Raw genomic sequence first — 17,051 nt, 5'->3', positions numbered from 1 at the left:
GGCAGGAATCTCAGCTCTCGAGCGGTCCCAGCCAGGCGCTCGCCGCCGTGGAGTGCGCGGACTCGGGGTCGGACGGGTGGAACGCTCCGGCCAGAACGTCGCGGTAGAGGCGCGAGAGTTCATTGGCCGAGAAGTACGACCCGCCGCCGGCGACGAGCATCGCCTCGTCGACGACGTGCTTGGCCATCGTGATCGCCCGATGCTTGACACCGGAGAGCTGGGGGAACCACCGCGCGCCGTGATCGATGCGCTCATCCACATCGCGTGCGAGCGCGGCGATCTGCGGGGGCAGCGCGTCGTAGGCGATGGCCATGTCGGCGATGCGCCAGCGGATGTCGGGATCCTGGCTGTACGCGAGCCCGGTCTTCTTCGAATGCCGCTTCTGCGCCGTGGCCACCGCGAGCTCCAACGCTCGCCGGGCGATCCCCGTGTAGACGGAGGCGAGCAGGATCTCGAAGACCGAGAAGATCCCGAACACGATCGGGTCGGGGCTGGGCCCCGGATCGATGCGTCGCACGACGTGGGCGGCGTCGGACACGGCGCCGTTCAGCCGGGTGGTCCTGCTCTGCGTGCCCCGCATGCCGAGGGTGTCCCAGTCGTCGGAGGTGGTGACGGCATCCGTGCGCTCAACGAAGGCGAAGACCAGCTTCGGGGCATCGGGGCTGGTGGTGTCGAGACCGTGCAGGCCCAGGCGCGTCCAGACCGGGGCGAGGGAGGTGAAGATCTTCGTTCCCGTGAAGGAGTAGCCGCCGTCCCCGTCCGGCACAGCCGCCGTGTCGCTGCCGAACAGCACCAGGTCGTTGCCGCCCTCGCTGATGCCGAACGCGAAGACCTCACCAGCGACGGCGCCGTCCTGCACGAACTCGAGGCCGGGGACCCCGCGGTCGGAGAAGACCTTCGCGACGCCCGTCCAGACGAGGTGCATGTTGATGGCCAGGGCTGTCGCCGGGGCCGCCCCCGCCAGGCGCTGCTGCAGGAGCGCGGCCTCGGCGAGCTCGAGTCCCGCGCCACCGCGCTCTCGTGGCACCAGGATCGACAGGTACCCGGCAGCCCGCAGCTCGTCCAGGTCCTGCTGAGGGAAGGTGTTCTCGCGGTCGTGGATCGGCGCGCGCTCGCGGATGCGCTCGAGGAGGGCGTCGGGAAGGAATGCTGCGGGATCGAATGTCATGCCAGTGCCTCCAGAAGCTGCCGTACCGATTCCTCCGGGCGGTCGCGGTGCAGGGAGTGCCCTGCACCCTCGACCACCGATAGGGAGATGAGGGGGTTCGCGGCGAGCACCTCGTCGGCGAGCTCTCCCGTGAAGATGCTGTAGACGGCGGGATCCGCGCCGATCACGTGCGTGGGGACCGTCAGGCGCGCCGCTTCTGCGCGCACGTCCCACGGTCGATTCTGGGCGCTGGTCTGCTCCACGGCCCACGCGCTCGCACGCCGCACGGCGTCGACCTTGAGCTCCTGATCCTGCGGATGCCAGTGCGGATGCTCCTGCTGCACGACCTCGATCCGGGTGTCGGCGAACGCGCGTTCCTGGCTCCGGCGGATGATCGCGGCGTCGCGACCGTCCACGTGGATCGCCGGGTCGATGAGCACGAGGCGCCGGGTCCACTCCGGGCTGGAGGCCGCGGCGACCGTGCTGGCCGCGCCACCGAGCGAGTGACCGATGACGGCATCCCAGGCACGGTCGCCGTCGGGGATGGTCTCGGCGAGGTCGGCCCCATAGGCGGAGACCGAGTAGTCGAGGGAACGCGGAGCGTCGCCGTGGCCGCGGAGGTCGACGGCGGTCGCGTGCCAGCCCGCGTCGGCGAGAGCGTCGCCGAGACGCCACATCAGTGCGCCTGAAGACCCGAGACCGTGCACCAGAAGGGCGCGACGGGAGGCCGACGGCGACCCCCACGAGAGGCGGGGAAGAGTGAGCGGTGCGGCCATGCCCCCAGCCTATGACCGGGGACGTGCCGGGGTCCCCGGAGCGCGCAGTCTCGCGCGCATCAGCGCAGTGGCACCAGAGGAGGGAGGTCGGCCGCGATGGTCAGCACGCGCCCCGCGGCCGCGTGACCGGCGGAGAGGCGTGAGGTGAGGTCTTCTCCGTCGAGGGTCGCCGCGAGGAAACCGGAGGCGAAGGCATCCCCGGCGCCGACCGGCTCGACGACGTCGACCACGGGGGCGGGTACGAAGACAGGCTCGGCTTCCCCCTCGAACGCCGTGGCGCCGACATCGCCGTCCTTGACGATGAGCAGGGCGCAGTTCGGCAGGAACGCACGGATCTCGGTCGGGGTCACCGTCCCCCAGATGCGCTCGGCCTCATCGCGGCCGACGAAGGTGATGTCCGCGGCATCGGCGAGGCGGGCGAGCGTCTCGGCGGCATCGTCCCTGCTCCACAGGGGACGACGGTCGTTCACATCGAACGACACGAGGGCGCCGGCTGCGCGTGCATCGGTGAAGAGTCGGTCGACCATCTGCCGGCACGAGGCCGACAGTGCTGGCGTGATCCCGGTGGTGTGCACGATGCGCACCCCGTCGAGGCGGGAGGGGTCGAGGAACCCCTGCTCCATGCGCGAAGCGGCTGATCCGCTGCGGTAGTAGTAGACGGAGGAGGACTCCGCGCCCGGGTCCTTGAACATGACCCCGGTCGGGGCGGCGTCGTCGCGCTCGACCCACAGCTCCACCCCACGGCGTTCGAGCTCGGAGGCGATGCGGTCTCCGAGCGGATCGGCGCCGAGGCGGGATGCCCAGGCGACGCGGTGTCCCGTCGAGGCGACGCCGGCGGCCACGTTGGACTCCGCGCCGGCGAGTCCGACCGACGCCTCGGCGGCTTCGGCGAGCCGGGAGTCGGTCGGAGTGATCAGCGCCATGGTCTCGCCGATGCAGACGATCTCGGGGAAGGAGGAGGAGGGAGAGCTCATGAGGGGGTGACCGCCAGGGGTTCGGTGTCGGGGTGGGGGCTCGCGTCGCGGTGACGCAGGTCCGGGAAGGAACGGACGAAGACGACGGCCACGATCAGTCCGACCGCGGCGAAGATGGTGGCGGCGAGGTAGGCGCCGCGCCAGTCGCCCACATCCACGAGGAAGCCGGCGACAGCGGAACCGGCGGCGGCGCCGATGAGCTGTCCGGTGCCGGCCCAGCCGAAGGCCTCAGCGGTCTCGCTGAACTTCACGCTGGCCGAGGTGATCGCGAAGAGCACCGCCAGGGCGGGCGCGATGCCGATGCCGGCGAGGATGAGGGTGCCGCCCAGCCAGAACACGTTGAGCATGACCATCGTCAGCCCGAGGCCGATCGTGACGATCAGCAGACGGCGGGCCATGGCCCAGGGCCCGATGGGGATGTGGCCGAAGGCGAGACCACCGGCGAGGCTTCCGGCCGAGAACACGGCGAGGACGAGTCCGGCGGCGAGGCTTCCGTGCTCGAAGGTCGCCACGACGCCGACCTCGACGGCGGCGCAGGCTCCGATCAGGAGGAACCCGATCACGGTCGCCAGCATCACGGGCGGCTTGAGCACGACTTTTCCGAGGGCGTTGCGGCTGCGCGGGATGCGCACCCGCCCGACCTCGGGGGAGAGGATGAACCACGCGCCGCCGCCGACGAGGATGATCGCGACCAGCAGCAGACCCTCGGCGGTGCCGATCTGGGTCGAGACGAGTGTGATCACGACGGGCGCGAGCACCCAGATGATCTCCTGCAGCGACGCGTCGAGGGAGAACAGCGGGGTGAGGTTCGAGGAGTTCACGAGCTTGGGGTAGATCGTGCGCACGGCGGCCTGTACCGGTGGGGTGGAGAGGCCGGCGATCATCCCGAGCGCCATGTACCCCGGCACCTCGAGCGGAAGCAGAGCCAGACACAGTACGGCCACCACACACACCGACAGGGTGAGAGTGAGCACTCGACGCATGCCCCAGGCGCCCATCCAACGGCTGGTGATGGGGCCGGCGATCGCCTGGCCGACGCTGGTCGCGGCGAGGACGAGACCAGCGGACCCGTAGGAGCCGGTCTGCTGCTCGACGTGCAGCAGGATCGCCAGCGACATCATCCCGTTGGGGAAGCGCGCGGTCAGTTGAGCAGCGATCATGCGCGCCACTCCCGGCGTGCGAAGAAGATCCCGATATCCCGCCACCAGACAACGGTACCGGCCCGCGGGGCCGGTCGCGGATGGGGCGATCCGCGACACGCCCGCGACACGCCGAAGGGTGAATTCCACAGGAATCCGAATGTCGGTGGGGCGTCGTAACGTGCCCCCTGTGGATGGATCGCTCACAGGGGCTTCCCAGCCGCGATTTCACGCGGTTCGCCTGCCTTCGGAAGGGGGCTCGGCCTGTGGAAGAAACGGTGGAGAACCTGTGTTGTATCTGTTGAGAACGGTGGATAACTACACGGATGTAACTACTACCCCTTGTGGTCGCCCCCAATGTCGGTCCCCATATGTAGTATTGAAGTCCCGGCAGGGGGTCTACCGGGAAACAGCCTGATGAGAAGCAGGCCAGAGATTTGAGGGGTTACGAAAAAGATGTCGATCACGGTCTACACCAAGCCTTCCTGCGTTCAGTGCAACGCCACCTACCGTGCCCTGGATGCCAAGGGAATCGAGTACGAGGTCCTCGACCTGTCGGAAGATCCGACGGCGCTCGAGCAGGTCAAGGCGCTCGGCTACATGCAGGCACCCGTCGTCGTCACCGACGAGGGCCACTGGTCGGGCTTCCGCCCCGACAAGATCGACGAGCTCGCGTCCCGTCTGGCGTGACGCACCATGAGCGCCGTCGCGACCGCAGCGCCGCTCCTGGTCTACTTCTCGAGCGTCTCGGGTAACACCGCGCGTTTCATCGAGAAGCTCGGGTTCCCGTCCCGACGCATCCCCCTCCACCGGAACGAAGAAGACCTCGTCATCGACGAGCCCTTCGTGCTGGTCACCCCCACCTACGGCGGGGGAGCGGGGCGGGGCGTCGAGAAGGGCGCCGTTCCGAAACAGGTGATCCGGTTTCTCAACGACGAGCGCAACCGACGCCACATCCGCGGAGTGATCTCCGCGGGGAACACCAACTTCGGCGATGCCTTCTGCCTCGCCGGTGACATCATCAGCCGCAAGTGCCACGTGCCTCACTTGTATCGGCTCGAGATCTTCGGCACACAAGACGATGTGGATCGCGTGAGCGACGGATTGGAACGACGGTGGCAGCTTCAGTGACCGAGACAGTGGCATTCAAGGCGAACCCCTCGTACGAGGGTCTCGACTATCACGCCCTCAACGCGATGCTCAACCTGTACGACGCGAACGGGAAGATCCAGTTCGACGCCGACAAGCGCGCCGCGCGGGAGTACTTCCTGCAGCACGTGAACCAGAACACGGTGTTCTTCCACTCGCTCAAGGAGCGCCTGGACTACCTCGTGGAGAAGGAGTACTACGAGGGCGCCGTCATCGAGAAGTACTCGATGGAGTTCATCCAGAAGCTCAACGACCTCGCCTACGGCAAGAAGTTCCGCTTCGAGACGTTCCTCGGCGCGTTCAAGTACTACACGAGCTACACGCTGAAGACGTTCGACGGCAAGCGCTACCTCGAGCGCTTCGAGGACCGCGTCGTCATGACCGCCCTCGGTCTCGCCTACGGCGACGAGAAGCTCGCCGTGGCCCTCGTCGAGGAGATCATCTCCGGTCGTTTCCAGCCGGCGACCCCCACCTTCCTCAACGCCGGCAAGGCGCAGCGCGGCGAGCTCGTCAGCTGCTTCCTCCTGCGCATCGAAGACAACATGGAGTCGATCGCCCGCGGCATCAACTCCGCGCTGCAGCTCTCCAAGCGCGGTGGCGGCGTCGCACTCCTGCTGTCGAACATCCGCGAGTCGGGCGCGCCGATCAAGCAGATCGAGAACCAGTCCTCGGGCATCATTCCGGTCATGAAGCTCCTCGAAGACAGCTTCAGCTACGCCAACCAGCTCGGTGCGCGTCAGGGCGCCGGCGCGGTGTACCTCAACGCGCACCACCCCGACATCATGCGCTTCCTCGACACCAAGCGTGAGAACGCCGACGAGAAGATCCGCATCAAGACGCTGTCGCTGGGCGTCGTCGTGCCCGACATCACGTTCGAGCTCGCCAAGAACGACGAGGACATGTACCTGTTCTCGCCGTACGACGTCGAGAAGGTCTACGGCGTTCCGTTCGGCGACATCTCGGTCACCGAGAAGTACCGCGAGATGGTCGACGACCCGCGCATCAAGAAGACCAAGATCAACGCGCGCGAGTTCTTCCAGACCGTCGCCGAGATCCAGTTCGAGTCCGGCTACCCGTACGTCATGTTCGAAGACACGGTGAACAAGGCCAACCCGATCAAGGGTCGGATCAACATGTCCAACCTCTGCAGCGAGATCCTGCAGGTGAACACGCCGACCACGTACAACGACGACCTGTCGTACGACAACATCGGCAAGGACATCTCCTGCAACCTCGGTTCGATGAACATCGCGCTGTCGATGGACGCCGACGACCTCGGCCAGACCGTCGAGACCGCGATCCGGGCACTGACCGCGGTCAGCGACCAGAGCCACATCGGCTCGGTGCGTTCGATCGAGGACGGCAACGACCGCTCGCACGCCATCGGCCTGGGCCAGATGAACCTGCACGGCTACCTCGCTCGCGAGCACGTGTACTACGGCTCCGAAGAGGGCATCGACTTCACGAACATCTACTTCTACACGGTGCTGTTCCACGCGCTGCGCGCGTCGAACAAGCTCGCGATCGAGCGCGGCACGACGTTCGACGGGTTCGAGGACTCGACCTACGCGTCGGGGGAGTTCTTCGACAAGTACATCGACCGCGCCTGGGTTCCCGAGACCGAGAAGGTCAAGGAGCTGTTCGCAGGCAAGCACATCCCGACACAGGACGACTGGGCCGAGCTGAAGGCGTCGATCCAGAAGCACGGCATCTACAACCAGAACCTCCAGGCGGTGCCGCCGACCGGCTCGATCTCGTACATCAACAACTCGACGTCGTCGATCCACCCGATCGCGTCGAAGATCGAGATCCGCAAGGAAGGCAAGCTCGGCCGCGTCTACTACCCGGCGGCGTTCATGACGAACGACAACCTGGAGTACTACCAGGACGCATACGAGATCGGCTACGAGAAGGTCATCGACACGTACGCCGCGGCGACGCAGCACGTCGACCAGGGCCTGTCGCTGACGCTGTTCTTCAAGGACACCGCCACCACGCGTGACATCAACAAGGCGCAGATCTACGCATGGCGCAAGGGCATCAAGACGATCTACTACATCCGCCTGCGTCAGCTGGCGCTCGAGGGCACCGACATGGCCGAGTGCGTCTCGTGCATGCTCTGACCTGTTGCTGACCTGAGAACGCGGCCGAACCCCGAGGAACGACGAAGAAAATGACTCCCGAAAGACTCAAGCTGGTCTCCAGCGTGCAGGCGATCAACTGGAACCGTATCCAGGACGACAAGGACCTCGAGGTCTGGAACCGTCTGGTGAACAACTTCTGGCTGCCGGAGAAGGTGCCGCTGTCGAACGACGTGCAGTCGTGGAACACGCTCACCCCCGACGAGCAGCTGCTCACCATGCGGGTGTTCACGGGGCTCACGCTCCTCGACACGATCCAGGGCACGGTCGGTGCGGTGTCGCTGATCCCCGACGCGATCACTCCTCACGAAGAGGCCGTGTACACGAACATCGCGTTCATGGAGTCGGTGCACGCGAAGAGCTACTCCTCGATCTTCTCGACGCTCGCGTCGACGAAGGAGATCGATGAGGCGTTCCGCTGGTCCACGGAGAACCCGAACCTTCAGAAGAAGGCTCAGATCATCATGGACTACTACCAGGGCGATGACCCGCTCAAGCGCAAGGTGGCCTCCACCCTGCTGGAGTCGTTCCTGTTCTACTCGGGGTTCTACCTGCCGATCTACTGGTCGTCGAAGGCGAAGCTGACGAACACGGCCGATCTGATCCGCCTCATCATCCGTGACGAGGCCGTGCACGGGTACTACATCGGCTACAAGTTCCAGAAGGGCCTCGAGAACGAGACCCAGGCGCGTCGCGATGAGCTCAAGGACTACACGTTCTCGCTCATGTACGAGCTCTACGACAACGAGGTGCAGTACACGCAGGACCTCTACGACGGTGTCGGTCTGACCGAAGACGTCAAGAAGTTCCTGCACTACAACGCCAACAAGGCCCTGATGAACCTGGGCTACGAGGCGATGTTCCCCTCCAGCGTCACGAACGTGAACCCGGCCATCCTGTCGGCGCTCTCGCCGAACGCCGACGAGAACCACGACTTCTTCTCGGGGTCGGGCTCGTCGTACGTCATCGGCAAGGCCGAGGCCACGGAAGACGACGACTGGGACTTCTGAGAAGTCGTCTCGGCAGACTCCCGTCCTAGGTCGGGTGGGGCTGAAGAAGGGCCGTGGGGTGTTCGCATCCCACGGCCCTTTCTGCGAGATGAGCGACCTGCGACGCGAACGTGAGGGGAGCCCACGAGCACGTGGCTTTTGTAACGGCATCCGATGACAGGCGGGCACTTCTGCGGGGCGCTGATCCTTGATGGCATGAAGGTATGACAAGACCTTCCCTGCTCGCGATCGGCTCTGCCGCGGTCGCGGGGTGCATCGTGCTCGCGCTCGGCATCATCGCGACCCCACCTTCCCCCAGTCTCAGACCGCACTCGAGCGGCGACGCTGCGCTCGCCCGGACGGTCGAGCGGACCGCGCGTGCCGAAGGGGCACTCGACCGCCTGAGTGTGGGGTACATCGACCTGCGGTCCGATGACGCGGCGATCACGACCGGCTTCGGCGCCGATGACGACACGGAGTACGAGATCGGTTCGGTGACGAAGACCTTCACCGGCCACCTGTTCGCGATCGCGATCGACCGCGGGGAAGTCTCTCCGACCGAGACCCTGGCGAAGGTCTTCCCGGTCCTGGACGGCACTCCGGCGGGATCTGCGACCCTGGTGAGCCTGTCGAACCACACCTCAGGACTCCCCAGCCTCGACGAGGCATCCACCCCGCGGGTGCTGCTCGACACGATCACCAACAGCAACCCGTACCGAGGCGGCGTGAACGATCTGCTCGAACAGGCGGGCCGGCAGCAGCTCTCCGACGCCGGGACCTTCCGTTACTCGAACCTGGGCATGTCGTTGCTCGGACAGGCGCTCGCAGAACGGGCGGGTGTCGAGTACCCGGCGCTCCTGCAGGAGCGGATCTTCGACCCGTTGCAGATGACGCAGAGCAGGATCTCGCTCGACGGGGCCGACTTGCAGGACCCGACGACCGGATACTCTGCGACCGGCGTGCCTCAGGCGCCCTGGTCGATCGCCGCGTTCGCGCCCGCTGGCGGCATCCGCTCGACGCTCGGCGACATGACGAAGTACCTTCGTGCGCTTCTCGACGGTTCCGTTCCCGGCGCAGCGGCCATGGACCGCCACCCCGGCAAGGGTGGGATCGACGAGGGGTATGCCTGGACGATCATCGATCAGGAGGACGGCCCGACGTTGACTCTGCACAACGGGCAGACGGGAGGCTTCGCGTCGTTCCTCGTCCTCGATCGTGAGGGCGGCCGGGGCACGATCGTGCTCTCCAACACCGCGGCGCAGCTTCCGGGGGTCGCTGTGAACCTCATCGAGAAGGGCATCACCGAATGAACCTGTTCCTCGCCATCGCACTCGTGGCGTTCTCCGCGCTCTACGCCGTCAGAGCGTGGGGGATCAAGCGGTTCCGGATCGCGGACCGGACGGCCGCCATCGCCGAATCCGTCGGACTCCTCGCCGTGTTCACCGTGCTGCACTTCGCCACGGGCTGGGCCGGCGTGTCGATCGCGCTGTGGTTCGCGGCCGTCGCGCTCGCCGCCGGTGGCGTGGTGGGGCTCGTGCTGCGCGTCGACGCTCTCCCGTGGATCCGGACGCGCCGCCGACTCACCTGGCGTGTGATCCGCCTGGCGCTCGGCGGGCTGGTGTCTGCGGTCGTGTTCGGACTCGGGGCGATCTCCGCCTTCGGATGACCCGGACGATCGACGGGGAGAGGAGCCGTGGCATCACTCGATCCCGCGGCTCCTCTCGTCCGCCAGGCGGGCGCGTCGATCCTCCTCACGCTTCGAGTAGGTGGCGGCGCGGATCGCGTCGTCGGATTCCAAACCCGTGCCCAGAGCCCCGCCGAGCGTCGCCGCCGATGCGACGAACCACGTGAGCACGAAGAGATCCTCGACGTCGACCGTCCGCCCGAGCGCTTCGCTCATCACGGTCGTATCGAGCACGAAGAGCGCCCACGCCAGATTCACCACGTACAACGCCAGATAGCAGATGATGATGCCGATGGTCAGCGTCAGGATCGTCGAGGTGTTGTAGAGGCGGGATCTCTCGCGCGCCTGTGTCGAGTCGTCGTCCGGGCGGTCCCAGAGCCTGCCGTCGATCACGATCCAGGCGATGAGGATCGCGATGGAGGCAACGGTCGCGGCCGCCAGGCGCCAGCCGGACAGCGAGATGGCGAGCGACCACACCGTCGGCTCGATCGTCGCCACGGCCCCGGTGGCCAGGGCTGCGACCAGCGCGGACTTGAGGCCGGCCGCGAGAAGCCACGGACGGTTCGCCAGCACCATGCCCCGCAGCACGCGCCCCCGGGCGCTGAGGCGGGGAAGCGGCAGACGCTGCTCCTCGGGCGAGGCGGGAGCAGCCATTCCGCTGACGAGCCCACGCACTGCGTGGCGGGCCCTGCTCTGCACCCGGTAACCGCCCAGTGCGGGCAGGGACAGCACCGCGGCCTGGCGTCGAGGATCGATCGCCGCCAGTAGATAGCGACCGTCGTCGTCGCGAAGCGGGAGCTCGGTGACGCCGACGACGAGGTCCCACCGGTTCTGCTCGGCGTGCGCGCGGAGTCGTTCGAGGGCGACGTCGACGTCTTCGGATCCGAGGGTGAACGGCTCGCTGAGGAGCTCGACGATCCAGCCGTCGGCCTGCGCGGCGACCGGCGGTGTGAGATCGGTCATCCGACGTGCGACGACGGTGGGCGAAGCCGGGTCCGCCACGAGCCCCACTCGGATCGGCTCCATCTCCGCAACCTACACCTCTCCCGAGTACACCGCACGGGAGCGAACTGATCTTCGCCCTGTGATGTCGGCGGCCCGTGGCAAGATCCGTGCATGGAAACCCTCAGACTCCGGACCTGGTCCGAGAACGACCTCGAGCTGCTGCATGCCGCCAACACCCCAGAGATGACCGCGCACCTCAACGGGCCGGAGACCGACGACCAGATCACGGAGCGCCACGCCCGTTACCTGCGCCTGGTCGCCTCCGGAGAAGCGCGGATGTTCGTCGTCGAGGACGAGGAGGGGATGTCGCTCGGGTCGATCGGCTACTGGCCGGTCGTGTGGAGGGATGAGCCGGCATGGGAGACCGGATGGTTCGTCCGACCCGAAGCGCAGGGGCGCGGGGTCGCATCGAAAGCCCTCGCCCTCCTGATAGACGACGCCCGTGCGCACCCCGAGCCGCGGCGGCTCCTGATGGCCTGTCCCGCGATCGAGAACTCCGCCTCAAACGGAGTCTGCCGGCGTAACGGCTTCACACTGCACGGCACGGTCACGGACCAGTTCCGTGGTGCCGAGATGACCGTGAACGAATGGGCCCTCGACCTCACGGCCTGATCGACGTCATTCCGCGGGGTACTTCTGCGCCTTGAGCAACCGCGCCAGGTGAGCGGCGTTCCTGGTGGCAGTGCTGATCGCGGACGCGACCTTCTCGGGAGTCTCCTCGAGGTCCTTGTAGTCGGTGGTCTGCATCGCCTCGCCGTTCCAGTAGACCGAGCTCTGTGCGGGAACCGTGTATCCGACGTCGTTCAGCGACTGGAAGAGGATCGCCGCGATGTGGTGGGCGCCGTCCTCGTTGCCGACGACGCCGGCGATGGCCACCTTGTCGAACAGGATGGGGCGGCCGTCTTCGTCGCTCTCGCCCAGCTCAGCGTCGAGGCGTTCCAGCACGCGCTGCGCGACGCTCGAATGCTGACCCATCCACGTCGGCGTGACGAAGATCAGGATGTCGGCGTCGAGTACCTGCTGACGGATCCGCGGCCACTCATCACCGTCACCCATGTCCTTCTCGACCCCAGGGGTCAGCGAGAAGTCGACGGCGCGCACGAGGTCGCCGGTGACATCGTGCGCTGCCAGGGCGTCGAGGAGCTGCGTCGCGAGGAGGTCGGAGCTGGACGACGCGGGAGACGGCTTGAGCGTGCAGGAGATAGCGACGGCGGTGAGGGGAGTGTTCATGCTCCGAGCACACCAGACCTCGAAGAACGTGCACAGGGGGTTTCCCAGTCCGGGCTATCCTGGTAGACGGCACCGACGACAGGAGATCCCGTGATCCTCAGCTTCCTCTTCTTCATGATCCTCTTCATCGGAGGCATCCTGCTGATGGGCATCTCCTTCGGGCTGCCGGCGTTCCAGGCGCTCGCCTTCTGCGGTGGTCTTCTGCTGGTGACGCTCGCGCTCGCCTTCATCTTCCGCCAGGGCGGTTCGGCCACTCGTCGTTCGAACAACTGGTCGGGCAACGCCACCGAGTGACCCGCGCGGCGTCGTCGCCTCAGGGCTTCTTGCGCCGCAACGCCTCCGCTGCCTGGCGCCCGGCGACGACCGGCAGGACGCCGGTGAAGCCTTCCCGGGCCCGGGCAGCCTCGGCGATCTTGCCGCGCGCGGCGAACCATCCGATGACGAGTGCGGGGATGAGCAGCACGAGCGAGGCCAGCACCCAACGTCCGGTCTCGGAGAAGCCCATGGACACCAGCACGAACAGCAGGAACGCCAGGGTCAGGTAGCCCGTGTAGGGGGTTCCGAACATCCGGAACGATGGGCGTTCCACCAGTCCTCTCTTCGCGAGCGTGTGCATCTTCAGCTGACACAGGATGATCGTCGCCCAGCCGCCGATGATGCCGATGGCCGAGACCTCCAGCACGATCTCGAAGGCCTGCGAGGGCCAGAGGGCATTGATGCCGACCCCGATCAGCGTGATCGAGGCGGTGAGGAGGATGCCGCCGAACGGTACGCCGTTCGCGCTCATCCTCGCCGTGAAGCGAGGCGCCGAGCCGTTGACGGACATGGATCGCAGAATGCGACCAGTGGAGTAGAGGCCCGCATTGAGGCTGGAGAGCGCTGCGGTGAGGACGACGAAGTTCATGACCGACCCGGCGACCGCTCCGGTGTGCGGCGAGCCGATGTGGGAGAAGAAGGTGACGAAGGGCGACTCCCCAGCCTTGTACGTGTCGAACGGCAGCAGTAGCGAGAGCAACAGGATCGAGCCGACGTAGAAGACGGCGATCCGTACCACGACGGTGTTGATGGCCTTGGGCATGACCTTCGCGGGCTCTGAGGTCTCACCGGCGGCGGTGCCGACGAGTTCGATCGACGCGTACGCGAACACGACACCCGAGATGGCGAGTATCGGGGCGAAGTAGCCCATCGGGAACACACCGCCGTTGTCGGCGATGACGGCGATCCCGGTGACTCCGAGATCCGTGGTGCCGTTGAAGATGATGAAGCAGGTCCCGACCACGAGGAAGACGACCAGAGCGGTCACCTTGATCATCGCGAACCAGAACTCCATCTCGCCGAACAGCTTCACGCTGACCAGGTTGAGCGACAGCACGACGACCAGAGCGACGAGGGCGATGAGCCATTGGGGGACGGCCTGCAGCGGCTCCCAGTACTGCGCCCAGAACTTGACGTAGAGCGCGGCGGCCGTGACGTCGACGATCGAGGTCATCGCCCAGTTCAGGAAGTAGAGCCAGCCGCTCGCGAACGCCAGCTTCTCACCGTAGAACTCTCGTGCGTACGAGACGAAGGAGCCCGAGGAAGGGCGGTGCAGCACGAGTTCGCCGAGCGCGCGGAGGATGAGGAACGCGAAGAAACCGCAGAGGGCGTAGACGAGGATGAGTGCAGGGCCGCTGGATGCGAGACGTGCGCCCGCACCCATGAACAGCCCCGTGCCGATCGCGCCGCCGATCGCGATCATCTGGATCTGGCGGGGCTTGAGGGTCTTGTGATACCCCGCCTCCTCGTTGGAGAAGTCTGCGACCGCGAGGGTGCGATCACCCGTGAGCTCACGCTCGTTCTCGCGTGCGTCTTCGGGATCGAGGGGGACGCGGGATGTGGGGTCGGCCATGCGATACCTCTCCGGGCGAAGCGACGCGGACGCGATCTGCGCCCGACCTCCTGTGCGAAATCCTGCACAGGCTCCATGAATCATGGCGGCGATCGCGTTCGAGGACACGCATCTGGCGAGGATTCTCGCGCAAAGTACCGGTATGGGATCCGGCGTCCCGATATCGACGTCAGCGTCGTCTGGCGAGTCTCGCCTCGAGGTTCGCCCTGACAGCCGGCCACTCCGGTTCGATGATCGAGTACTCCACGCTGTCGCGCAGCGCGCCGTTACGGTAGCGGCTCATCGCCCGCATGACCCCGTCCTGCTTCGCGCCGAGGCGCTCGATCGCCGCCCGCGACTGGAAGTTGACCCACTGCGTGGTGAGGCCGACGCGGAAGACTCCGAGGGACTCGAATGCGTGACGCAGCAGCAGCAGCTTGGACTCGGCGTTCGTGCCCGAGCCGTGCGCGGACGGTCGATTCCAGGTGAAGCCGATGTGCAGTCGGGGTACGTCGGCCACGATGTCGTAGTACGACGTGAGCCCGAGGATGCGACCGTTGGTGTCGAAGGCCGTGAAGGGGATCATCTCGCCCTTCTCGATGAGGCCGATCCGTCGCTCGACCTCCGCAGCCACGCCGTCGGGTGCGGGGACCGAGGTGTACCACGCCGTCTTCCAGAGCTCCCCCTCCTGCACGGCCTCGATCAGTCCGTCGATGTGCGATCGATCGAGAGGTCGGAGTTCCACGAGCTCGCCGGAGAGGGTGACGGGGGAGGGGGCGACGAGGAAGGCCATGCCGATATTCAACCAGCAGTGACGAGGGGCCTCTGACGCAGCAGGCGCTGGTAGGCCTCGACCAACTCGATGGTGACGTCCAGCTCGAACGCGAGACTCGCCAGGTGCGGCCCGCGCACCTCTTCCGCCTCGGCATACGCCCGCGGTGTGATCAGGCGGGACGCCGCCCATTCGTCGGCCTGACGCTCCTGCTGCGTTCGTGTGGCCGATGTCGTCGCGGGGAAATGGCCGAGGCAGGCGTGCCCCAGCTCATGGGCGAGCACGCTACGGGTCGTGCGGGCGCTCATCCCCGGAGCGAGACGGATCGTTCGCGTGGTGGGGTCGTAGCCCCCGCGGGTGCGGCCGGGCCGCTCGACCACGCGCACCCGCTGCGCGTCGGCGAGGTGGAGGAGCTGGTGCATTCTCTCCTCCTCGTGACGTCTCGCGGGCGGAAGCCGGTATCGGCCTACTCGTAGAGGTCGTCGGTGTCGGCGTCGTGCCGGACGCCGGATTCGAAGGCGACCTCACGGCTATCTTCGCGGGGGCCGGCGACATCGGGGGTGCGCCGGATCGGCGTGATGCGCGCTGTGGTCTCGCCGTCGGCTCTGAGGCGCTCTTCCGCGCGGGCGAGAAGGACATGGGGCTCGACGCCGAGGTCGGCGCAGACCGCGTAGACGACGGGTACCGGGATCGCTCGCTTGCCCGTCACGTAGTTGTCGAGTGCGCTTCGGGCGATGCCGATGCTGCGCGCCATCGCGGCGATGCTGCTCCGCGAGGCGGCGATCTCCGCGCGCATCTGGCGACCGACGGCCTCGTTGAACTCCTCTGCAGGTGTCTTCACCCGGCTCACCATAGCAGCGTGACGACGCCAGAATGCCGCCATTCTGGCCCATTCGACCCCCATGCGTGTCCGTTCGTGGCGCTAGTGTAGGCGTATGGGGACGGAATTGCGTCATTTGCTGGCATCGGAAGTCGACGGAGCACGGTTTCACGCCGGGGTGTCCTTTTCCGAGCTGTCGGAGCGTACGGGTATCGGCCCTGACGCCCTGGGGGAGCTTCTCGACGGCAGGGAGGACTTCACCGTCGTCGACCTCGTGCGTATCGCCGATGTGCTCGGCATCCCGGTCACCGCGCTTCTTCCGGGAGCGGCAGGCGACGACTCGTGACGGTTGCTGTGCCGGACCGCAGTGTCCGTGCCTGGCGATAGCGTGGGGGCATGAAGACAGTGTCGTTCGGATCGTCCACCGCCCCCGCCGTGATCGCCGGCATGATGCGCATCGACGACAAGGATGACGCGCACATCCGCCACCTCTACGACACGACCAGGGATGCGGGCATCGACTTCTTCGACCATGCGGACATCTACGGCGGCAGCATGCACCACTGCGAGTCGCGGTTCGCCGAGGCGCTGCAGCTGACCTCTTCCGAGCGCGACGAGATCGTGCTGCAGACGAAATGCGGCATCGTGCCCTCGCAGGGGATGTTCGACTTCTCCTACGAGCACATCGTGGCCCAGGTCGAGGGTTCGCTCGCTGCTCTGCGGACCGACCGCCTCGATGTGCTCCTGCTCCACCGCCCCGATGCGCTCGTCGAGCCCGAGGAGGTCGCCCGCGCGTTCGATGACCTGGAGAGCGCGGGAAAGGTCAGGGCGTTCGGCGTCTCGAACCACACCCCGCGTCAGATCGATCTGCTCCGCACCGCAGTCCGGCAGCCGCTGGTGGCGAATCAGCTCCAGCTGTCGATCACGCACGCACCGATCATCGCGCAGCCGGTCGCTGCCAACATGGCCGGCCATGACCAGAGCCTGGTGCGCGATGGCGGCGGCATCGTGGAGTACTGCCGTATCAACGGGATCACGATCCAGGCATGGTCGCCGTTTCAGGACGGCTTCTCGCACGGGGTGTTCCTCGGCAACCCCGCCTACGCGGAGCTGAACGCGGTGATCGATCGCCTCGCGGCGGTGCACGACGTCACCCCGATCGCCATCGCGACCGCCTGGATCACCCGTCACCCCGCCGGCATGCAGGTGGTCCTCGGAACCACGACGCCCGAGCGGGTGCGTGATGCGGCAGCCGGTGCCGATGTCGCGCTCACCCGACCCGAGTGGTACGAACTGTTCCGTGCCGGCGGACACCTGCTTCCGTAGACCCCTGCGGTCCGTCGCGGCGTCGTCTACCC

The 17,051-nt window shown here is 66.7% G+C and carries 20 protein-coding genes; 10 read left to right on the top strand and 10 right to left on the bottom strand.

Features of this window, described 5'->3' with window-relative positions:
• Positions 1-10 precede the first annotated feature (10 nt).
• From ABRP18_RS12800 to ABRP18_RS12785, 4 genes are read right to left on the bottom strand one after another with little or no spacing between them, the layout of a single operon-like run.
• Positions 11-1,168 carry an acyl-CoA dehydrogenase family protein gene (locus tag ABRP18_RS12800; protein ID WP_349884783.1) on the bottom strand — a complete coding sequence of 386 codons (1,158 nt, stop codon included), beginning with the start codon at positions 1,166-1,168 and terminating at the stop codon, positions 11-13.
• Complete coding sequence (locus ABRP18_RS12795) at positions 1,165-1,923, bottom strand: alpha/beta fold hydrolase (RefSeq protein ID WP_046749774.1); 759 nt, start codon at positions 1,921-1,923, stop codon at positions 1,165-1,167. The genes ABRP18_RS12800 and ABRP18_RS12795 overlap by 4 nt, the downstream gene beginning before the upstream one ends.
• Before the next feature lie 59 nt (positions 1,924-1,982).
• On the bottom strand, positions 1,983-2,897 hold the full coding sequence (locus ABRP18_RS12790) for a sugar kinase (RefSeq protein ID WP_349884782.1): 915 nt from the start codon (positions 2,895-2,897) through the stop codon (positions 1,983-1,985).
• A complete protein-coding gene (locus tag ABRP18_RS12785) occupies positions 2,894-4,057 on the bottom strand; it encodes an MFS transporter (RefSeq protein ID WP_046749772.1) in 1,164 nt (387 codons plus the stop codon). The genes ABRP18_RS12790 and ABRP18_RS12785 overlap by 4 nt, the downstream gene beginning before the upstream one ends.
• 435 nt (positions 4,058-4,492) lie before the next feature.
• Between ABRP18_RS12785 and nrdH the strand changes: the two genes are divergently transcribed.
• The 6 genes from nrdH (at position 4,493) to ABRP18_RS12755 (ending at position 9,981) form a co-directional block, all read left to right on the top strand.
• Entirely contained in the window at positions 4,493-4,726 is a 234-nt protein-coding gene (gene nrdH / locus ABRP18_RS12780) for a glutaredoxin-like protein NrdH (protein ID WP_045263439.1), read from the top strand.
• Positions 4,727-4,732: 6 nt separating this feature from the next.
• Complete coding sequence (gene nrdI / locus ABRP18_RS12775) at positions 4,733-5,167, top strand: class Ib ribonucleoside-diphosphate reductase assembly flavoprotein NrdI (RefSeq protein ID WP_045263440.1); 435 nt, start codon at positions 4,733-4,735, stop codon at positions 5,165-5,167.
• Positions 5,164-7,308 (top strand): class 1b ribonucleoside-diphosphate reductase subunit alpha, encoded by a 2,145-nt coding sequence (gene nrdE, locus ABRP18_RS12770; RefSeq protein WP_349884781.1) that lies wholly within the window; start codon positions 5,164-5,166, stop codon positions 7,306-7,308. Before nrdI ends, nrdE begins: the two co-directional genes overlap by 4 nt.
• Before the next feature lie 50 nt (positions 7,309-7,358).
• Positions 7,359-8,336, top strand: coding sequence for a class 1b ribonucleoside-diphosphate reductase subunit beta (gene nrdF, locus ABRP18_RS12765; protein WP_045263442.1), 978 nt, complete (start codon positions 7,359-7,361; stop codon positions 8,334-8,336).
• 203 nt (positions 8,337-8,539) lie between these two features.
• Positions 8,540-9,625 (top strand): serine hydrolase, encoded by a 1,086-nt coding sequence (locus tag ABRP18_RS12760; RefSeq protein WP_113681737.1) that lies wholly within the window; start codon positions 8,540-8,542, stop codon positions 9,623-9,625.
• A complete protein-coding gene (locus ABRP18_RS12755; RefSeq protein WP_113681738.1) occupies positions 9,622-9,981 on the top strand; it encodes a hypothetical protein in 360 nt (119 codons plus the stop codon). The genes ABRP18_RS12760 and ABRP18_RS12755 overlap by 4 nt, the downstream gene beginning before the upstream one ends.
• Before the next feature lie 33 nt (positions 9,982-10,014).
• Here ABRP18_RS12755 and ABRP18_RS12750 read toward each other — a convergent pair whose 3' ends face one another.
• Positions 10,015-11,025, bottom strand: coding sequence for a hypothetical protein (locus ABRP18_RS12750; RefSeq protein ID WP_061017957.1), 1,011 nt, complete (start codon positions 11,023-11,025; stop codon positions 10,015-10,017).
• A gap of 90 nt (positions 11,026-11,115) precedes the next feature.
• On the opposite strand from ABRP18_RS12750, the gene ABRP18_RS12745 reads away from it, so the two are divergent.
• On the top strand, positions 11,116-11,616 hold the full coding sequence (locus tag ABRP18_RS12745) for a GNAT family N-acetyltransferase (protein ID WP_113681739.1): 501 nt from the start codon (positions 11,116-11,118) through the stop codon (positions 11,614-11,616).
• Positions 11,617-11,622: 6 nt separating this feature from the next.
• On the opposite strand, the gene ABRP18_RS12740 is transcribed toward ABRP18_RS12745, so the two are convergent.
• On the bottom strand, positions 11,623-12,234 hold the full coding sequence (locus tag ABRP18_RS12740; protein ID WP_349884780.1) for an NAD(P)H-dependent oxidoreductase: 612 nt from the start codon (positions 12,232-12,234) through the stop codon (positions 11,623-11,625).
• A 90-nt stretch (positions 12,235-12,324) separates the two neighbouring features.
• On the opposite strand from ABRP18_RS12740, the gene ABRP18_RS12735 reads away from it, so the two are divergent.
• Entirely contained in the window at positions 12,325-12,528 is a 204-nt protein-coding gene (locus ABRP18_RS12735; protein ID WP_028503256.1) for a hypothetical protein, read from the top strand.
• A 19-nt stretch (positions 12,529-12,547) separates the two neighbouring features.
• On the opposite strand, the gene ABRP18_RS12730 is transcribed toward ABRP18_RS12735, so the two are convergent.
• The 4 genes from ABRP18_RS12730 to ABRP18_RS12715 all read right to left on the bottom strand — a co-directional run bounded on the left by ABRP18_RS12730 (position 12,548) and on the right by ABRP18_RS12715 (position 15,714).
• Positions 12,548-14,122, bottom strand: coding sequence for an amino acid permease (locus ABRP18_RS12730; protein ID WP_141369010.1), 1,575 nt, complete (start codon positions 14,120-14,122; stop codon positions 12,548-12,550).
• Between the two features lie 169 nt (positions 14,123-14,291).
• The gene (locus ABRP18_RS12725; RefSeq protein WP_141369012.1) at positions 14,292-14,894 is read right to left on the bottom strand and encodes a GNAT family N-acetyltransferase; all 603 of its coding nucleotides are present in this window, start codon (positions 14,892-14,894) and stop codon (positions 14,292-14,294) included.
• An 8-nt stretch (positions 14,895-14,902) separates the two neighbouring features.
• The gene (locus tag ABRP18_RS12720) at positions 14,903-15,295 is read right to left on the bottom strand and encodes an ImmA/IrrE family metallo-endopeptidase (protein ID WP_046749758.1); all 393 of its coding nucleotides are present in this window, start codon (positions 15,293-15,295) and stop codon (positions 14,903-14,905) included.
• A gap of 44 nt (positions 15,296-15,339) precedes the next feature.
• Complete coding sequence (locus tag ABRP18_RS12715; RefSeq protein ID WP_231589757.1) at positions 15,340-15,714, bottom strand: helix-turn-helix domain-containing protein; 375 nt, start codon at positions 15,712-15,714, stop codon at positions 15,340-15,342.
• A 94-nt stretch (positions 15,715-15,808) separates the two neighbouring features.
• On the opposite strand from ABRP18_RS12715, the gene ABRP18_RS12710 reads away from it, so the two are divergent.
• Together ABRP18_RS12710 and ABRP18_RS12705 are read left to right on the top strand one after the other, a co-directional pair.
• Positions 15,809-16,039, top strand: coding sequence for a helix-turn-helix domain-containing protein (locus ABRP18_RS12710; RefSeq protein WP_275044712.1), 231 nt, complete (start codon positions 15,809-15,811; stop codon positions 16,037-16,039).
• A 50-nt stretch (positions 16,040-16,089) separates the two neighbouring features.
• Positions 16,090-17,019 carry an aldo/keto reductase gene (locus tag ABRP18_RS12705; protein WP_349884779.1) on the top strand — a complete coding sequence of 310 codons (930 nt, stop codon included), beginning with the start codon at positions 16,090-16,092 and terminating at the stop codon, positions 17,017-17,019.
• Positions 17,020-17,051: the final 32 nt, after the last annotated feature.

It is taken from the genome of Microbacterium sp. WHRI 7836 (assembly GCF_040223885.2).
Classification (GTDB): domain Bacteria; phylum Actinomycetota; class Actinomycetes; order Actinomycetales; family Microbacteriaceae; genus Microbacterium; species Microbacterium oxydans.
Note: the sequence above shows the minus strand (reverse complement) of the source record. Positions and strands in the feature narration are given on the sequence as shown.